The following is a 16,407-nucleotide window of genomic DNA, read 5'->3' on the forward strand; positions in this document are numbered from 1 at the left end:
ATCCATCCACAACAGACGAGGAGAACGACGATGAACACGATCACGATGGAAGACCTGCGCCGCATCCTGATCTCCTGCGCGGGCGAGAGCGACGACCTCAGCGGCGACATCATCGACCGCGAGTTCGAGGAGCTCGGGTACGACTCCCTGGCGCTGATGGAGACGGCCGCGCGCATCGAGCAGGAGTACGGCGTACGCATCCCGGACGAGCACCTCGTCGAGCTGCACACCCCGCGGGCCGTGCTGGAGGCCGTCAAGGGCGCCCTCGTGAACGCGTCATGACGCAGCGCGTCGTGCACTCGCGGGTCGTCGCGGCGCCCCCCGACACGGTGTACGGCCTGGTCGCCGACGTGAGCCGGTGGCCGGTCGTGTTCGAGCCCAGCGTCCACGTGCACCACCTGGAGCGCGGCGACCGCGACGAGCGGTTCCGGTTGTGGGCGCAGGTCGGCGGCGAGGTGCGGTCCTGGACGTCGCGCCGCACCCTCGACCCGGATGCCCGGCGGATCACGTTCCGGCAGGAGCACAGCCGCCCGCCGGTCACCTCGATGAGCGGTGAGTGGCTGTTCCACCAGCGGGCGGACGGCGGCACCGGCATCGAGCTGGTACACGAGTTCGACGTGTCCGGCGGCGCGGACCAGGTGCGGTGGATGGAGCAGGCGCTCGACGCCAACAGCGAGCGGGAGCTCGGGGCGCTGACCCGGCTGGCCGAGTCCGGGCACCCGGTCGACGACCTGGTCTTCTCGTTCGCCGACGAGGTGGAGTTGGCCGGATCGGCGCACGACGCGTACGAGTTCGTGCGCCGCAGCGACCGTTGGCCGGATACGCTGCCGCACGTCCGCCGCGTGGTGCTGCGTGAGGAGCAGGACGGCATCCAGGACATGGAGATGGAGACCGTCACGGCCGACGGCAGCGCCCACGTCACCCGTTCGGTACGGGTGTGCCGGCCGGGCGAGATCGTCTACAAGCAGTTGGTGCCGCCCGCACTGCTGACCGGCCACAGCGGATCGTGGACGTTCACCGACCGCCCCGGCGGCTCGCTCGTGGTGGCCCGGCACACCGTGGCGATCGATCCGCAGGCGGTGCCCAGGGTGCTGGGCGCGGGCAAGACGGTCACCGACGCGCGGGCGTACCTGCGGGACGCGCTGGGCCGCAACAGCCGGGCCACCCTGGCGCATGCGGGCACGTACGCGGCCGGTCAGGCGGCGTCCCGGTGAGCCTGCCCGTCGGCGCGGCCCGCCCGGCCGGGGAGCAGCGGCTGGTCGAGGTGGCCGACGGGGTGTTCGCGTACCTGCAGTTACCCGGCGGCTGGTGCGTCAGCAACGCGGGCGTGGTCGCCGGGGCGGACACCCTGATGGTGGTCGACACGCTGGCCACCGAGGTCCGGGCCCGGCGCCTGCACGACGCGGTCGCGGGCCTCGGCGGGCCCCGGCGCATCGTGGTGAACACCCACCATCACGGCGACCACAACTTCGGCAACCATGTCTTCGACACCGCCACGGTGGTCGCCCACGAGCGCGCCCGTACGGAGATGGCCGGAACCGGGCTGGCCCTGACCGGGCTGTGGCCGGACGTGGAGTGGGGGGATGTCCGGGTCACGCTGCCGACGCTGACGTTCCGGGACCGGATCACGGTGCACGTCGGTGACCGGGTCGCCGAACTGATCCACGTCGGCCCGGCACACACCACCAACGACGTAGTCGTCTGGCTGCCGCAGGAGCGGGTGCTGTTCGCGGGCGACGTGGTGCTGTCCGGCGCCACGCCGTTCAACCTGATGGGTTCGGTCGGCGGCGCGCTGGAAGCGCTGGACGGCCTGCGGCACCTGCGCCCACGCACGATCGTGTGCGGGCACGGTCCGCTCGCCGGTCCGGAAGCGATCGACGAGAACGTCGCCTATCTGCGCTGGATCCAGCGGCTCGCCGCCGACGGCACCGCGCAGGGCATGAGCCCGCTGGAGGTCGCCCGGGCCGCCGACCGGTCCGATTTCGCCCATCTGATCGACCCGGAACGCCTGGTCGGCAACCTGCACCGGGCGTACGCGGAGGCCGCCGGTGGCGCGCCCGGATGCCCGCTCGACGTCCTGCCGGTGTTCGACGAGATGGTCGCGTTCAACGGTGGCCGGCAGCCCGCCTGCTTCGCCTGACCCCCCGTTCCCGTGGACCCTGAGGAGAATCGATGACGTCATCACGTGCCCGTCCATGGCGCCGGGTCTTCGCCGGTACCGTCGCCGCGGCCGCCCTGGTCACCCTGGCCGCGCTTCCGTTGCAGCGGGCCGCCGCCGGTGAGCCCCCGACCGCCGGTCACGACCGGCGGTCCGCCGCGGGCCATGAAACCCACCTCGCGGGCTCGACCGCGGCAGCTCCGGCCGCGGTAAAGCCGGTCACCCCGAAGCGTGAGAGCCACGGCGGCAAGCTGGTCGACGTGTGCCTCGTCCTGGGCAGCCCGGAGATCGAGCACGACGTGCGTCTGCCGTCCGCCGCCGCGCAGCGGCTGTACCACGACACCCGCTCGTACCCGGGGCCGTGCGCCGACTACGGCCCCGCGGTGCCGGTCGGGTCCGGCACCGTACGCATCGCCACGCAACGCAGCGGATCGCGCCCGGTCAGCATGGCGTTCGTCTTCGATCGCAGCATGCTCACCGGACTGCCCACCGAGCTGAGCGACGGCAAGCACTGCTACGACGTGGACGGCAACGGCACCATCGACCGCAACACGGAGTGCATCCACGAGCACGAGTTCATGCTCGAACTGCCGCGGGCGTTCCGCGAGAAGGTCGGCGGGCCGTTCCGGTGGGCGATGCTCAACTGGGACCCGCACGGCCACGCCCCCGACCCGATCTACGGGGTGCCCCACTTCGACCTGCATTTCTACCTGCAGGACATGGCCGAGACGATGGCCATCGGTACGGGCCCGTGCGGCGGCATGAACCTGGTCGACTGCGACGACTACGCCCGCGCCCGGGTGCCCGTGCCCGCCAAGTACCTGCCCGCGGGGTACGTCGACATCGACGCCGTGGTGCCCGGCATGGGCAATCACCTCGGCGACCCGAGCGCGCCCGAGTTCAACGGCCAGCCGTTCACCCACACGTTCATGTACGGCGCGTACGACGGCGACATCACGTTCTACGAACCGATGATCAAGAAGGCGTGGTTGGACGACGTGGCCGCCGGGCGCGCCGCCGGCTCCTGCACCCCGCTCAAGGCACCGGCCGCGTGGGCGACCGGCGGCTGGTATCCCACCCAGTACTGCATCGCCTACCGCCCCAACCGGCAGGACTTCACGGTGTCGCTGACCGGCTTCGTCGAGCGGTCCGCGTCCTGACCCCGCGGCTCCGGCGGACCCGATGCGGGCCCGCCGGAGCCGTGGGCGGACCCCATGACGGGCCGGGCCGGTGGGCGCCGCATCGCCAGACAACCTCCCAGGAGGAAATAGCCATGCTCTCCGCGGACTCCATGGTCGGCGCCGCCGACACCACGCTCGACCTGGCCGCCTACCGCGACGCGATGGCCCGTTTCCCGACGGGCGTGGCGATCGTGACCACCCAGGACGAGAACGGCACCCCGTACGGCTTCACCGCCAACTCGCTGTGCTCCGTGTCTTTGCACCCGCCGTTGCTGCTGGTCTGCCTGGCCCGTACGGCCAAGTCGTTTCCCGTGTTCGACCGCAGTCCCCGCTTCGCGGTCAGCATCCTGGGCTCGCACCACACCGAGGTGGCGTGGCGGTTCGCGGGCCGCAGCCCGGACAAGTTCGGCGCCGGTGGCTTCGAGACCACCGCCGGCGGGGCGACCGTGCTGCACGACGCGCTGTCGGTGCTGGAGTGCCGGGTGCACAGCCGGCAACCCGCCGGCGATCACGTGATCCTGCTCGGCGAGGTCGAGGCCGTACGGGTCGCCGGGCGCACCGACCCCGCGGTGTATTTCGACCGCGGCTTCCACCACCTGGACCGCCACCCGCCGGGCCCGGTCGGCGGCGTCCCGGCCGTCGGCTGACCACCCCGCCCGCCGAGCGCGGCGTCATCCGCGACGTGGCGCACGGCCGACCCCGAAAGGCGCCACGACCATGACGTTGCCCCCGGTATCCGATGCCGAACTGCGCGCGTACCTGCGCGACGCGGAAGCGCCCGCACTGCTGATGACGGTCGCGCAGCTCACCGGCGACCTGTCGATCCTGCGCGACGAGTTGCGGCCCAACGGGTGGCTGCTGCTGCCGCAGGGCGGGCTGTCGGAGCAGCACCAGGAGCACGCCCGCGAGCTGGCCTTCCGGGCAATGGCCCGGCTGCGCGCGGGCGCACCGGTGCCGCCGCTGGACCGCGCCACGCTGCACCGGATCACGAGCTGGGCGATGGGCGCCGACACCACCGACCTGCTCCCGCTGCTGGAGCAGGAGGTGATCCTGCCAGGACAGGACCCGAAGGCGCCCGGCTGGACCGTGGACGCGGTGCGCCCGGGCGCGGACGTACGGGTCGGGGTCATCGGCGCGGGCATCAGCGGCCTGCTCGCCGCGCACCGGCTCACCCAGGCCGGCGTGCCGGTGGTGGTGTACGAGAAGAACGCCGACGTCGGCGGCACCTGGTTCGAGAACCACTACCCGGGCTGCCGGGTCGACGTGCCCAGCCACCTGTACAGCTACTCGTTCGCGACCCGCACCGACTGGCCCGATCACTTCTGCACCCATGACGAGCTGCTGTCGTACCTGCGCGACTTCGCCAAACAGCACGGGCTGATCGAGCGGATCCGGTTCGACACCGAAGTCCGCGCCGCCCGCTGGGACGCGGACACCGGCCGGTGGCTGCTCACCGTGGACGGACCGGACGGGACACGCGCCGACGACTGCACCGTACTGGTCAGTGCGGTCGGTCAGCTGAACCGGCCGCACGTGCCGGACCTCCCGGGGCGCGCCGACTTCGCCGGTCCGGCGTTCCACTCGGCCCGCTGGGACCACAGCATCGATCTGGCCGGCAAGCGGGTCGCGGTGATCGGCACAGGAGCCAGCGCGTTCCAGTTCATCCCCGAGGTGGCCCGGCAGGCGGCCGAGCTGACGATCCTGCAGCGCACCCCGCCGTGGCTGCGGCCCACCCCGCACTACCACGAGCCGGTGCCCGCCGGCGCCCGGTGGCTCTACGAGCACCTGCCGTACTACGCGGCCTGGCAGCGGTTCTGGCTGTTCGCGCCGGGGCTGCGCGGCGTACTGGAGGGCTGGGTGGTGGACCCGGACTACCCGCCCACCGAGCGGGCGGTGTCGGCGCTCAACGACCAGTTGCGGGCAACCCTCACCGCCCACCTGGAGGGTCAGCTCGCGGACCGGCCGGACCTGCTGCCCAGCGTGCTCCCGCAGTATCCGGTCGGCGCCAAACGGGTGCTGCGCGACAACGGCAACTGGATCGCCACGCTCAAACGGGACAACGTACGGCTCGTCACCGCCGCGGTCGACCACCTCACCGCGGACGGCATCCGTACGGCCGACGGCGCCCACCACCCCACCGACGTGATCATCTACGGGACGGGGTTCCGCGCGTCGGAGTTCCTCACCCCGATGACCGTGACCGGCCGCGACGGGCTCGACCTGCACGAGTCGTGGAACGGCGACGCCCGCGCGTACCTGGGTCTGACCGTGCCGGGCTTCCCGAACCTGTTCTGCCTGTACGGGCCGAACACGAACCTGTCCGGCCAGGGCGGCAGCATCATCTACTTCTCCGAGTGCGGGGTGACGTACCTGCTCGACGCGGTGCGCCGGCTGGTGGCCGGCGGGCACCGGGCGGTGGAGGTGCGCGAGGACGTGTGGACCGCGTACAACGCGTGGGTGGATGCGGCCAACGCCCAGCGCGCCTGGGGAGTCTCGACCGTGCGCAGCTGGTTCATCAACAGGTTCGGGCGCACCGCGCAGAACTGGCCGTTCCCGGCGCAGGAGTACTGGCAGCGGACCCGCCGGTTCGACCCCGAGAATTACGACCTGACGTGAGTCGGCGCCCACCGGGACGCCGCCGCGTCCCGGTGGGCACCGCCCCGGTCACGGGGGGGTGGGACCGGGTTCAGGAGGCGCCGGAACGCCTGCGCGAGATCAGGTAGCCGCGGGCGCGCAGCTCGGCGCCTTGACCGAACAGGCGGCTGCGCGGCGCGCTGTGCTCGTCGGTGAACGTCTGCGGGCCGCCGCCGACCGGGTCGCGGTAGTGCCCGTCGGCTGCGGTGAGCCGGACCAGGCCGCCCGGTGCGTGACCGGGCAGTGCACCGTCGAGGATGGTGAACAGGCCCAGGCCGCCGGCGAGCTGCCGGGGCTCGGTGCGGACCGGCTCACCGCCGTGGTCGAGCATCAGGTGCCGCCGAGAGCTCAGGTGGTGGCCGAGGCGGTCGACCGCGAAGACCTCCTCGCCGTCGAGCAGCCAGCGCACCGTGCCTGCGGCGCGATCGTACGAGATCTCCAGGCGGTGCTCGTCGTCCGGCGTGCGCCCGGCCACCGGGATCGTGTACAGGAATGCGGCGTAGTCACCCAGCTCGTGGCGGGCGTGGGGCAGCCGCTCGTAGAACACGTACACCCGCTTGTTGGTGAGGAAGAAGTCGAACACCATCGCGGATTCCGGGTCGAGCACCGGCATCGCCGCCGAGGCGAGTCGCAGGTCGTCTTCGGGGTCCGCGACCGCCGCGCCGAACGGGTGCCCGGCCGTGCCGTACGTGCGCCCGGACAGCACGGTCTCGAACGACAGCACCGTGCCCGGCTCCGCGTCGAAGCCGGGCACCCCGCTGCTGGCGAGATGCTGCGGGTAGACCAGCCACTTCACGTGATCGAGCGGCCCGGGCACGTCGCGCGGCCCGGTCTCCTGCGACAGGGTGCGGGTGAACGCGGGTTCCCCGGTCCGCGGGTGCCGGCCGGGGGCCACCACCCGCAGGCCGTCGGCGGAGGTGGACACGGACCCGTCGTCGCCCACGAAATCGCCGAGCCGGTAGTGGAACCAGCGGGCGTGCGGGCCCTCGGTGCGGAATCCGTCGGTGAAGTCGTCCCACACGGTGCCGTGGGCAAGGTCGGTCGTCACGAAGTCTGCTCCTCAGCATGCAGGCGGTCGCGCAGCCACCGCTCCTGGTCGGCGAGGATCCTGCGCGAGGACTCCGCGTCACCCAGCGCGATGCTGGCGTGGAAGGTGCCGGGGTAGTAGCCGATGTCGGTGCGCACGCCGGCCTGGACCAACCGGTGCGCGTAGGTCAGCGCCTCGTCGCGCAGCGGGTCGTACTCGCAGGCCACCACGAAGGCGGGCGGCAGGCCGCTCAGCCGGTCGGCGCGGGCGGGCGCGGCGTACGCGTCGACCACACCCGCCGTGCCGCCCAGGTAGTAGCGCCAGGTGATCTGCGCGTTCGCGCGATCCCACATCGGGGTGTCGGTGAACGCCCGGGCCGACACGGTCGTGAGCCGGTCGTCGAGCGCCGGGAAGAGCAGGCACTGCAGGTGCAGCGCCGGGCCGCTCCGGTCGCGCACGGCCAGGGCGAGCGCGGCGGCCAGGCCGCCGCCCGCGCTTTCCCCGGCCACCCCGATGCGGCCGGTGTCGACACCGAGGTCGGCCCCCTCCTTGGCGAGCCATTCCAGCACCGCCCAGCAGTCGTCCAGGGCTGCCGGGTACGGGTGTTCCGGCGCCAGCCGGTAGTCCACGTTGACCAGTACGGAACCGGTCCGATCGGCCAGGCGCAGGCAGGTCTGGTGCACCGTGTCCAGGTCGCCGACCGCGAACCCGCCCCAGTGCAGGTAGATGAGCGCGGGCAGCGGCCGCGGCGCGGCCGGGTGGTAGACGCGTACCGGGACGTCGGGGGCGCCGGGCGGCCCGGGCACGGCGTGCTGCGTCACCGCCACGGTGGCATCCGGCCGGTACGGCTCGTGGTGCGCCACCAGCGCCCGCAGCGACTGCCGCGCGGTGGTCAGGTCGGCGTAGTCGACGCGGCGCAGGACGTCGAGGCGGCTCGCCAGGTCCGGTGCGAAGGCGTACACGAAGCAACCTCCTGGGGCAGGCCCGGGCCGGGCCGTCGGCCACGGCCCGGGCGCTCGGCCGGTCAGAACGTGATGACGACCTTGCCGCGGGTGTGCTTGCCGACGAACTCGGCGACCGCCCGTGGCGCGTCCGTGAACGGGAACCGGTCGCTCACGTCGACCCGCAGCTCGCCGCCGACTGTCGCGTCGACGAGTTTCTGCAGCAGGCCCGGAGCGGCCTCGATGTGCGCGTAGACGGCACGCACGTCGCGCTCGAACGCCGGCGGGCCACCGGCCGGGGAGATGATCAGGCCGCCCGGCTTGACCGCGGCGGCGGTGCCGGCCAGCCCGGGACCGGCGTTGATCAGGTCGACCGCCACGTCGACGCCGGCCGGGGCAAGGCGCTGCGCCTCCTCGATGGTGTCCGCGCTGGTGTAGTCGATGGTGTGGGCCGCGCCGAGCCCGCGCACGTAGCCGGCGTCGGACGGCGGTGCGGTGGCCAGCACGGTCGCCCCGGCCTGCGCGGCCAACTGGACCACGAACGACCCGACCCCGCCGGTCGCGCCGACCACCAGCACCGTGCTGCCCGTACCGATCTTGGCCTGGTCGACGATGCCTGCCGCGGTCATCGCGGCCACCGGCAGCGCGGCCGCGACGGCCGGGTCCAGCCCCGCGGGCAGCGCCACCACCTCGGGCCCGTCCAGGGCGAGGGCGTACTCGGCGATCGCGCCGCCGAGCGGGTACGTGAACGCGACGACGTCGTCGCCGGGCGCGAACCGGGTCACGCCCGCACCGACCGCCGCCACCGTCCCGGCGGCGTCCAGGCCCAGCACGAACGGGTGCTGCACCGGCATGATCTCGCGCATCACGCCCGTGGCGAGCTTGACGTCGAGTGGGTTGAGCGCCGCGGCCTTCAGTTTGATCAGGATCTGGCCGGGGCCGGGCTCGGGGCGGTCCACTTCGGTCACGGTGAGCTGGTCGACCGGGCCGTACGAGGGTGCGACGAGTGCCTTCATGACACGCCTTTCCGGGTTGTGAAGCGATGGGGTGGCCGCGTCCACGCGCTGCCATACGAGGGCGCGACGGCGTGGGCGGCCGTTGACGACCGAGGTGCCGTACAGGGTCAATCGGTGGTCGCCGTCGAAGACGGCGTGGCGCAGCAGTTCCGTGCCGGCCATCCGGGGGTGCGCGCTGACCTGCACCCGGTGCCGGATCTCCGCACCGGTGGCCTGCCAGGTCCCGGCGTAGCCCATGAACGTCTCGACCTGCTGGTCGGGGCCGGCCGGGACGGGCGCTGCCGAGGTGCGCATCATGCTCACCGACATGTGCCCGTCCGCGGTGTAGAGCAGCAGGCCGCGGGGTTCGGTGCCGAGCGGTCCTTCGCTGGTCCCGCCATTGTCGTCCAGGTCCACATAGGAAACCAGCTCCCAGATGCCGACCGGGCTTGCGGTGCCACCCATCAGGTCGCCGTGCCGATGATGGCGAAGCGGCGGACCCGCAGCTCGGCGCCCTGCCCGAACAGACGGCTCGACTCGGCGCTGCGCTCGTCGACGAACGCCTGCGGGTGCGGGGGTCCGGCCACCGGATCGTGGTAGAAGCCGGGCTGGCCCGACAGCTTGACCAGGCCCTGCGCACTGTGCCCGGGTGCGGCGCCGTCGAGCAGGCTGAGCAGGCCCATGCCGAAGTTGAGCTGGCGCGGCCCGACGACGGTCTCGGTGCCGCCGTGGTCGAGCACGAGGTGCTCGCGTCCCGGCAGGTGGTGGCCGATCCGGTCGACCCGCAACACCTCCCGGCCGTCGAGCAGCCACCGCACGGTGCCGGCGGCCCGGTCGTACGCGATCTCCACCCGGTGCTCGTCGTCCGGGGCGCGGTCGGCGACCGGCACCCCGTACGAGAACGCCGCGTAGTCGCCGAGCGCGGCCCGGGCGAACGGCAGCCGCTCGTAGAACGCGTACACCCGTTTGTTGGTCAGGAAGAAGTCGAAGACCAGGTAGGTCTCCGGGTCGAACGCGTTGATCGCCGCGGTGGCCAGGCGCAGGTCGTCGTCGGGGTCGCGCACCGCGGCGCCGAACGGGTGCCCCGCGGTGCCGTACGTGCGCCCGGACAGCAGTGCCGAGCAGGACAGCACGCGGCCGGGAACGGCGTCGAAGCCGGGCACCCCGGCCGACGACTGGTGCTGCGCGTAGACCAGCCATTTGACGTGGTCGAGCACGCCGGGCAGCCCGGCGCCGTCGGGCGGCTCCGGGGCGACCGTCCGAGTGAACGCCGGTTCGCCCGTGCGCGGGTGGCGCCCGCCGGAGACCACGCGCAGGCCGTCGGCGGTGGGGTCGACGATGCCGTCGTCGGCCACGTGCGGCCCGGCCGTGGTGTGGAACCAGCGGGCGTCCGGCCCGGCCGTACGGAAACCGTCGCGGAAGTCGTCCCACACCTGCTCGTCGTGGGTGACATCGGTCATGGCGCAGTCCCTTCGAGGGTCGGCCCGCTCAGGCGGCGGCGCCGCGCAGCAGTTGGGCACTGATCGTGGCGAGGCGGTGCCCCTGGTAGTTGGCGGCGGCCAGGACCTGCTCGCCGGGTCCGTCGGCGGAGCCGACCATCCCTGTGCCGTACGGGTTGCCGTGCGCGGCGAAGACCACCGGGTCGGTGTACCCGGGCGGCACGGTGAGGCAACCCCAGTGGTGCATCGTGTTGTAGAGCGCGAGCACAGTGGACTCGTTGCCGCCCTGGATGTTGCTGGCACTGGTGAACGCGGTGGCGGCCTTGTTGGACAGCTGGCCGCTGAACCAGAGCTGGCCCGTGCCGTCCAGGAACTGCTTGAGCTGTGCGGCCACGTTGCCGTACCGGGTGGGGGTGCCGAACGCGTACGCGTCGGCCCACTGCAGGTCCTCGTGGGTGGCGATCTCGACGTCGGCGGTGGCGTCGAGGTGGGCGCGCCAGGCCGGGTTGCTGTCGATGGCCTGGGCGGGGGCCAGCTCGGGCACCCGGCGCAGACGCACCTCGGCGCCGGCCTTGGCGGCTCCCTCGGCGACGGCCTGGGCGAGCGCGTGCACGTTGCCGGTCGAGGAGTAGTAGATGACGGCGACCTTGGCAGTCATGGGGGCGGGTGTCCTTTCAGGAGCGGCGGCTGCCCGGACCTCTCGCGGGGGTGGCAGCGGCGGGCCGGACCGGCGGGCGCCAGACGATAAACGGAGGCTTCTCCGCTCAGGGCCCTACACTAACCGGAGGAGTTTCCGTTTGCAACGCGCCTTCACCCACCGGACCGCATGGCGGACGCCGAATGCCAGACTGCCGAGGTCACGGCACAATGGGGCGCACGCTGGGCCGTTGCCGTGGCCCGCGGAGAACGAGAGGGGATCAGCGGGTGGCCGACCGTCCGCACGCCGTCCCGGCCCGGGATCCGGGTCTGCCGACCGCGGGCCTGCCGATAGCCGGGCAGCCCGTGCTCGAACGCGCCGACGCCGCCCGCAACCGCCGCCGGATGCTCGGCGCCGCGGCCCGCATCATCGCCACTGACGGGGTCAAGGCGCTGACCCTGGACGAGGTGGCCAAGGCGGCCGGGGTCGGCACGGGCACCGCGTACCGGCGCTTCGGCGACCGGGCGGGACTGATCTTCGCCCTGCTCGACGAGGAGGAGTTGCAGTTCCAGACGGCGTTCATGTGCGGCCCCGCGCCGCTGGGGCCGGGCGCGCCCGCACCGGAACGGATCCGCGCGTTCCTGCACGCCCTGGTCGACCGCATTGCCTCCCAGCTGGAGATGCTGCTGGCCGCCGAGACCAGCTCGGCGCGGGCGCGGTTCCGCAGCGGGCCGTACACGATCTACCACACCCACCTGGCCACGCTCGTGGCTCAGGCCTGCCCGGGGGTGGACCAGCATTTCGTGGCCGCCGCGCTGCTCGCACCCGTGTCGGCCACCCAGCTCAGCTACCAGATCGAGGACCGCGGCCTGGCCACCGACGTCATCAAGAGCGGCCTCGACGACCTTCTGCACCTCAACCTCTGACCCGGCCCGCGACCTCTGACCCGGGCGGTCCGGGCCCGCGCCGCCGCGTCGAGCCGCGCTCCAGCCAGGGTCGAGTCGTCTTCGACCGGCGTCCGCGAACCTGACTCCCGAGGCTGGCGCAGACCCGGGATCCCATGCCGGACCGGTCGGCCCCGCGCTGAGCGCGGGGGAGTTTCGCCGCATCCGCCTGCCCACCGCGGTCCAGACCGACCAGGAGGCAACGGATGCTCGACGTGCCCACCCCCACCGCGCTGCCCGGACCGGCGGCCGACGATCTCGCCGCGGTCGCGGCGAGATGCGCCGACCGCGCCGAGGCCGAGCGCCGCCTGCCCGGCGAGGTCGTGGACGCGCTGCGCGCGGCCCGCTTCGCGGAGCACTTCGTGCCCTTCACGTACGGGGGACGCCAGGGCACGTTCGCCGAGCTGGGTTCCGCCGTGGCCCGGGTCGGCGAGGCGTGCACCGCGACCGCCTGGTGCGCCTCCCTGGTCGCCCACCTCGCCCGGATGGCCGGGCTGCTGCCCGCCGCCGGCCAGACCGAGGTGTGGGCCGACGGCCCGGGAGTGTTCGTGGTGGGATCGCTGAGTCCCACCGGTGTGGCCGAGCCCGTGCCCGGCGGCTGGCGGGTCTCCGGGACGTGGCCGTACATCAGCGGGGCGGACTTCTCCGACTGGGCGCTGCTGTGCGCGAGAGTTCCCGGCGGCGGCCCACCGCAGGCCCGGGTCTTCGCGGTGCCGCGGGCGGCGTACGAGATCCGCGACACCTGGTTCAACGTGGGCATGGCCGGCACCGGCAGCAACACCGTGACCCTGCCGGAGACCGTGGTGCCCGAGCACCGCTCGTTCGACCGTCAGCACCTGTTCACCGGCACCGCGGTCGCCTCCGAGGCGGCCTGCCACGTGGTACCGCTGCCCGCGGTCAACGGGCTGTCGTTCGTCACCCCGGTGCTGGGCGCCGCCCGCGGCGCCCAGCGCACCTGGACGGCGTACGTCGGGGAGAAGATCCGCGGCGCCGCCGCCCGGCCCGGCGCGCCCGCCCTCGACCGCGGCCCGTACGACCTGGTGCTGGCCCGCGTGGCCGGGGAGATCGACGCCGCCGAGCTGCTGATCCGGCGGGCCGCCGAGGCCGCCGACCAGGGCGCGGGCATCACCGGCCTCGAAGTCAGCCGGAACCTGCGCGACTGCACGCTGGCCATGCAGGGCCTGGTCGAGGCGGTCAACCGGCTGTTCCGGGCCGCGGGGACGTCGGGCCACGCCACCGGCAGCCCGCTGCAGCGCGCCTGGCGCGACGCCAACAGCGCGGCCAGCCACATCGCGCTGCAATTCGAACCGGCCGCCACCGCGTACGCGGACCAGGTCTTCAAGATCTGAGCAGGTCAGGAGGAAACGATGACCGACATGATCGCCCGTGACATCGACGCGGACTGGGTACTGTGCACCGGCTGCGCCACCCCGGTGTTCGGCAAACGCCTGCACCGCAACGCCCGGGTCTGCCCCGAGTGCCGGCTCCACCTGCCGCTCACCGCCGCCGAGCGGATCGCCCACCTGGCCGACGACGGCCGGTACGATCCGCTGCCGCTGGAGGTGGCCAGCAACGACCCCCTGCGGTTCGTCGACACCGTCCCGTACGCGAAGCGGCTCGCCCAGGCCCGCGAACGCACCGGGCTGAACGAGGCCGTGGTGTGCGCCCGGGCCCGGATCGGCGGCAGCCCGGTCGTGCTGGCGGCGATGGACTTCCGGTTCCTCGGCGGCAGTCTCGGCTCCGCGGTCGGCGAGCTGATCACCCTGGCCGCCGAGACCGCGCTCGCCGAGCGCACCCCGCTGCTGATCGTCACCGCCTCCGGCGGGGCGCGCATGCAGGAGGGCGCGTTGTCGCTGATGCAGATGGCCAAGACCAGCGCCGCCCTGGGCGAGCTGGACCGCGCGGGCATCCTGACGATCACGCTGGTCGCCGACCCGACGTTCGGCGGGGTGGCCGCGTCGTTCGCCACGCTGACCGACGTCATCGTGGCCGAGCCGGGCGCCCGGCTCGGATTCGCGGGGCGCCGGGTGATCGAGCAGACCATCCGCCAGCAGCTCCCACCGGAGTTCCAGACCGCGGAGTTCCTGCTCGACCGCGGCTTCATCGACATGATCGTGGAGCGGTCGCGCCTGCGGCAGGAGCTGGGCAGGCTGCTGCGGGCGGGCGCGCGTACGGTGCCCGGCCCCGCCGCGCCACCCGCCCCGGACGTTCCGGATCCGGTGGTCCGCGACTCCCGGCTGCTGCCCGAGCCGGACCCGTGGCGTCACGTCCGGCAGGCCCGCGACCTGAGCCGGCCCACCACCCGCGACTACCTCGCACTGGTCTTCGACGACTTCCAGGAGCTGCACGGCGACCGGGTGTCCGGCCAGTGCCCGGCCATCGTCGGCGGCATCGCCTGGCTGGACTCGGGGCCGGCAATGGTGATCGGGCAACAGAAGGGCCACGACCCGGCGGAACTGACCCGCAACAACTTCGGCATGCCCCGGCCCGCGGGCTACCGCAAGGCGGCCCGGCTGATGCGGCTGGCCGACAAGCTCGGCCTGCCCGTGGTGACGCTCGTGGACACTCCGGGGGCGTACCCCGGGGCGGACGCCGAGGAGCAGGGTCAGGCCGTGGCGATCGCGGAGAACCTGCGGCTGATGGCGTTCCTGTCCGTACCGGTGGTGACCGTGGTGATCGGCGAGGGCGGCAGCGGCGGCGCGCTGGCGCTCGCGGTCGCCAACCGGGTGCTGATGTTCTCCCGCAGCGTCTACTCCGTGATCAGCCCGGAGGGCTGCGCGGCGATCGTCTGGAAGGACCCGGCCGCCGCTCCCGACGCCGCCCGGGCGCTGGGCCTCAACTCCCGCGACCTGCTGCGGCTGGGGGTGGTCGACGGGGTGATCCCGGAACCCGAGGGCGGCACCGGGGCCGACCCGTTGCGCGCCGCCGACTCACTCGGCGCCGCGCTGCGGCACAGCCTGCACGAGCTGTCCGGCCTGAGCCGGGCCCAGCTGGGCGCCGACCGCCGCGCCCGGTTCCGGCAGTTCGGCTCGTCGGTGACGGTCGAGGCGGAGCTGCTGACGATGAGCGAAGAGGCGTACTGACCATGTTCCGCAAGATTCTGATCGCGAACCGGGGCGAGATCGCCGTCCGGGTGGCACGTACCTGCCGGGAACTCGGCATCCCCACGGTGGCCGTGCACTCCACCGCGGACCGGGACTCGGCGGTGGTGCGCCTGGCCGACGAGGCGGTCCAGATCGGCCCGCCGCCACCGGCACAGAGCTACCTGAACGCGGCCGCGGTGCTGCAGGCCGCCGAGCAGACCGGGGCGGACGCGATCCACCCCGGGTACGGGTTTCTGTCCGAGTCCCCGGACTTCGCCGACGCCTGTGAGGCGGCCGGGATCACGCTGATCGGGCCGAGCGCGCCGGTGATGGCCGCGCTCGGCGACAAGACGTCGGCCCGGGCGCTGATGACCCGGGCCGGGCTGCCGCTGCTGCCCGGCAGCGTCGACCCGCTGGACGCTGAGGCGGCCCGCGAGCTGGCCACCACGATCGGCTTCCCGGTGATCATCAAGGCCGCGGCCGGTGGCGGCGGACGTGGCATGCAGGTGGTGCACGACCCCGCCGTGTTCGCGGACGACTTCCGCCGTACCCAGGCGACCGCGCAGATGCTGTTCGGCGACGGCCGGGTGTACGTGGAGAAGTACCTGGCGAAGGCCCGTCACGTCGAGGTTCAGGTGCTCTGCGACGGGCACGGCAACGCGGTACATCTGGGCGAACGCGACTGCACCGTGCAGCGCCGGCACCAGAAGCTGATCGAGGAGACCCCGGCGCCGCACCTGCCGGACGGGCTGGCCGAGCGGATGGGCCGCTCCGCGGTGGAGGGTGCACTCGCGGCCGGGTACGTCGGGGCGGGCACGTTCGAGTTCCTGGTGGACCCGGACGGCTCGTACTACTTCATGGAGGTCAACTGCCGGATCCAGGTGGAGCACCCGGTGACCGAGATGGTCACCGGCATCGACCTGGTCCGCGAGCAGATCCTGATCGCCGCGGGCGCCGAGCTGACGATCACCCAGCCGGACGTACGCCCGCGCGGGGTGGCCATCGAGTGCCGGATCAACGCCGAGGACCCGGCGGCCGGGTTCGCCCCGACGCCGGGCCCGGTCGAGGAGTTCGTTCCGGCCGGTGGACCGTTCGTGCGGGTCGACACGCACGTCTTTCCCGGCTACCGGATCCCGCCCAACTACGACTCCCTGCTGGCCAAGCTGGTGGTCTGGGCGCCGGAGCGGGACGCGGCGATCGCCCGGATGCGCCGGGCCCTGGCCGAGTTCCGGGTACGTGGCCCGCGGGTGAGCACCACGAGTGAGTTCCTGTCCGGGGTGCTCGACGACTCCAGGTTCCGCTCCGTGGCGCACACCACGTCACTGGTCGACGAGATGCTCGGCTGAGCGCGACGCCGTACGGCCGGGC

The 16,407-nt window shown here is 73.1% G+C and carries 15 protein-coding genes; 10 read left to right on the plus strand and 5 right to left on the minus strand.

Translation table 11 applies throughout. The annotated features are described in order from the left end of the window. Positions 1-30: 30 nt before the first annotated feature. The 6 genes from ACMCNK_RS24300 (at position 31) to ACMCNK_RS24325 (ending at position 5,955) form a co-directional block, all read left to right on the plus strand. Positions 31-282 carry an acyl carrier protein gene (locus ACMCNK_RS24300; protein WP_412738675.1) on the plus strand — a complete coding sequence of 84 codons (252 nt, stop codon included), beginning with the start codon at positions 31-33 and terminating at the stop codon, positions 280-282. Continuing rightward, positions 279-1,214, plus strand: coding sequence for an aromatase/cyclase (locus ACMCNK_RS24305; protein WP_412738676.1), 936 nt, complete (start codon positions 279-281; stop codon positions 1,212-1,214). The genes ACMCNK_RS24300 and ACMCNK_RS24305 overlap by 4 nt, the downstream gene beginning before the upstream one ends. Beyond that, on the plus strand, positions 1,211-2,140 hold the full coding sequence (locus tag ACMCNK_RS24310) for an MBL fold metallo-hydrolase (protein ID WP_412738677.1): 930 nt from the start codon (positions 1,211-1,213) through the stop codon (positions 2,138-2,140). The genes ACMCNK_RS24305 and ACMCNK_RS24310 overlap by 4 nt, the downstream gene beginning before the upstream one ends. Before the next feature lie 32 nt (positions 2,141-2,172). Next, positions 2,173-3,318 carry a hypothetical protein gene (locus ACMCNK_RS24315; RefSeq protein ID WP_412738678.1) on the plus strand — a complete coding sequence of 382 codons (1,146 nt, stop codon included), beginning with the start codon at positions 2,173-2,175 and terminating at the stop codon, positions 3,316-3,318. A gap of 113 nt (positions 3,319-3,431) precedes the next feature. Continuing rightward, a complete protein-coding gene (locus ACMCNK_RS24320) occupies positions 3,432-3,986 on the plus strand; it encodes a flavin reductase family protein (protein WP_412738679.1) in 555 nt (184 codons plus the stop codon). A 70-nt stretch (positions 3,987-4,056) separates the two neighbouring features. Then, positions 4,057-5,955, plus strand: a complete 1,899-nt coding sequence (locus tag ACMCNK_RS24325; protein ID WP_412738680.1) for a flavin-containing monooxygenase — start codon at positions 4,057-4,059, stop codon at positions 5,953-5,955. Between the two features lie 70 nt (positions 5,956-6,025). On the opposite strand, the gene ACMCNK_RS24330 is transcribed toward ACMCNK_RS24325, so the two are convergent. The 5 genes from ACMCNK_RS24330 to wrbA form a co-directional block, all read right to left on the minus strand. Continuing rightward, a complete protein-coding gene (locus ACMCNK_RS24330; RefSeq protein ID WP_412738681.1) occupies positions 6,026-7,021 on the minus strand; it encodes a DUF6081 family protein in 996 nt (331 codons plus the stop codon). Beyond that, positions 7,018-7,962 carry an alpha/beta hydrolase gene (locus tag ACMCNK_RS24335; protein ID WP_412738682.1) on the minus strand — a complete coding sequence of 315 codons (945 nt, stop codon included), beginning with the start codon at positions 7,960-7,962 and terminating at the stop codon, positions 7,018-7,020. Before ACMCNK_RS24335 ends, ACMCNK_RS24330 begins: the two co-directional genes overlap by 4 nt. Positions 7,963-8,024: 62 nt before the next feature. Continuing rightward, complete coding sequence (locus ACMCNK_RS24340) at positions 8,025-9,401, minus strand: lipocalin-like domain-containing protein (RefSeq protein WP_412738683.1); 1,377 nt, start codon at positions 9,399-9,401, stop codon at positions 8,025-8,027. Then, a complete protein-coding gene (locus ACMCNK_RS24345; RefSeq protein WP_412738684.1) occupies positions 9,401-10,396 on the minus strand; it encodes a DUF6081 family protein in 996 nt (331 codons plus the stop codon). The genes ACMCNK_RS24340 and ACMCNK_RS24345 overlap by 1 nt, the downstream gene beginning before the upstream one ends. Positions 10,397-10,424: 28 nt before the next feature. After that, complete coding sequence (wrbA, locus tag ACMCNK_RS24350; protein ID WP_412738685.1) at positions 10,425-11,033, minus strand: NAD(P)H:quinone oxidoreductase; 609 nt, start codon at positions 11,031-11,033, stop codon at positions 10,425-10,427. Positions 11,034-11,299: 266 nt separating this feature from the next. Between wrbA and ACMCNK_RS24355 the strand changes: the two genes are divergently transcribed. From ACMCNK_RS24355 to ACMCNK_RS24370, 4 genes are all read left to right on the plus strand, one after another. Continuing rightward, positions 11,300-11,938, plus strand: coding sequence for a TetR/AcrR family transcriptional regulator (locus ACMCNK_RS24355; RefSeq protein ID WP_412738686.1), 639 nt, complete (start codon positions 11,300-11,302; stop codon positions 11,936-11,938). A gap of 224 nt (positions 11,939-12,162) precedes the next feature. Beyond that, a complete protein-coding gene (locus ACMCNK_RS24360) occupies positions 12,163-13,305 on the plus strand; it encodes a hydrolase (RefSeq protein WP_412738687.1) in 1,143 nt (380 codons plus the stop codon). 18 nt (positions 13,306-13,323) lie between these two features. Then, positions 13,324-15,039 carry an acetyl-CoA carboxylase, carboxyltransferase subunit beta gene (accD, locus tag ACMCNK_RS24365; protein WP_412738688.1) on the plus strand — a complete coding sequence of 572 codons (1,716 nt, stop codon included), beginning with the start codon at positions 13,324-13,326 and terminating at the stop codon, positions 15,037-15,039. 2 nt (positions 15,040-15,041) lie between these two features. Beyond that, positions 15,042-16,385, plus strand: a complete 1,344-nt coding sequence (locus ACMCNK_RS24370) for an acetyl/propionyl/methylcrotonyl-CoA carboxylase subunit alpha (protein ID WP_412738689.1) — start codon at positions 15,042-15,044, stop codon at positions 16,383-16,385. Positions 16,386-16,407 lie beyond the last annotated feature (22 nt).

Origin of the sequence: Krasilnikovia sp. MM14-A1259 (assembly GCF_047159535.1) — a bacterium.
Lineage (GTDB): Bacteria > Actinomycetota > Actinomycetes > Mycobacteriales > Micromonosporaceae > Actinoplanes.

Excerpts from the sequence above, each read along its gene's own strand:
- ACMCNK_RS24340 (WP_412738683.1), bottom strand. The coding sequence starts at position 9,401 with ATGGGTGGCACCGCAAGCCCGGTCGGCATCTGGGAGCTGGTTTCCTAT.
- ACMCNK_RS24305 (WP_412738676.1), top strand. The coding sequence starts at position 279 with ATGACGCAGCGCGTCGTGCACTCGCGGGTCGTCGCGGCGCCCCCCGAC.
- ACMCNK_RS24345 (WP_412738684.1), bottom strand. The coding sequence starts at position 10,396 with ATGACCGATGTCACCCACGACGAGCAGGTGTGGGACGACTTCCGCGAC.
- ACMCNK_RS24320 (WP_412738679.1), top strand. The coding sequence starts at position 3,432 with ATGCTCTCCGCGGACTCCATGGTCGGCGCCGCCGACACCACGCTCGAC.
- ACMCNK_RS24315 (WP_412738678.1), top strand. The coding sequence starts at position 2,173 with ATGACGTCATCACGTGCCCGTCCATGGCGCCGGGTCTTCGCCGGTACC.
- accD (WP_412738688.1), top strand. The coding sequence starts at position 13,324 with ATGACCGACATGATCGCCCGTGACATCGACGCGGACTGGGTACTGTGC.
- wrbA (WP_412738685.1), bottom strand. The coding sequence starts at position 11,033 with ATGACTGCCAAGGTCGCCGTCATCTACTACTCCTCGACCGGCAACGTG.
- ACMCNK_RS24360 (WP_412738687.1), top strand. The coding sequence starts at position 12,163 with ATGCTCGACGTGCCCACCCCCACCGCGCTGCCCGGACCGGCGGCCGAC.
- ACMCNK_RS24300 (WP_412738675.1), top strand. The coding sequence starts at position 31 with ATGAACACGATCACGATGGAAGACCTGCGCCGCATCCTGATCTCCTGC.
- ACMCNK_RS24325 (WP_412738680.1), top strand. The coding sequence starts at position 4,057 with ATGACGTTGCCCCCGGTATCCGATGCCGAACTGCGCGCGTACCTGCGC.
- ACMCNK_RS24370 (WP_412738689.1), top strand. The coding sequence starts at position 15,042 with ATGTTCCGCAAGATTCTGATCGCGAACCGGGGCGAGATCGCCGTCCGG.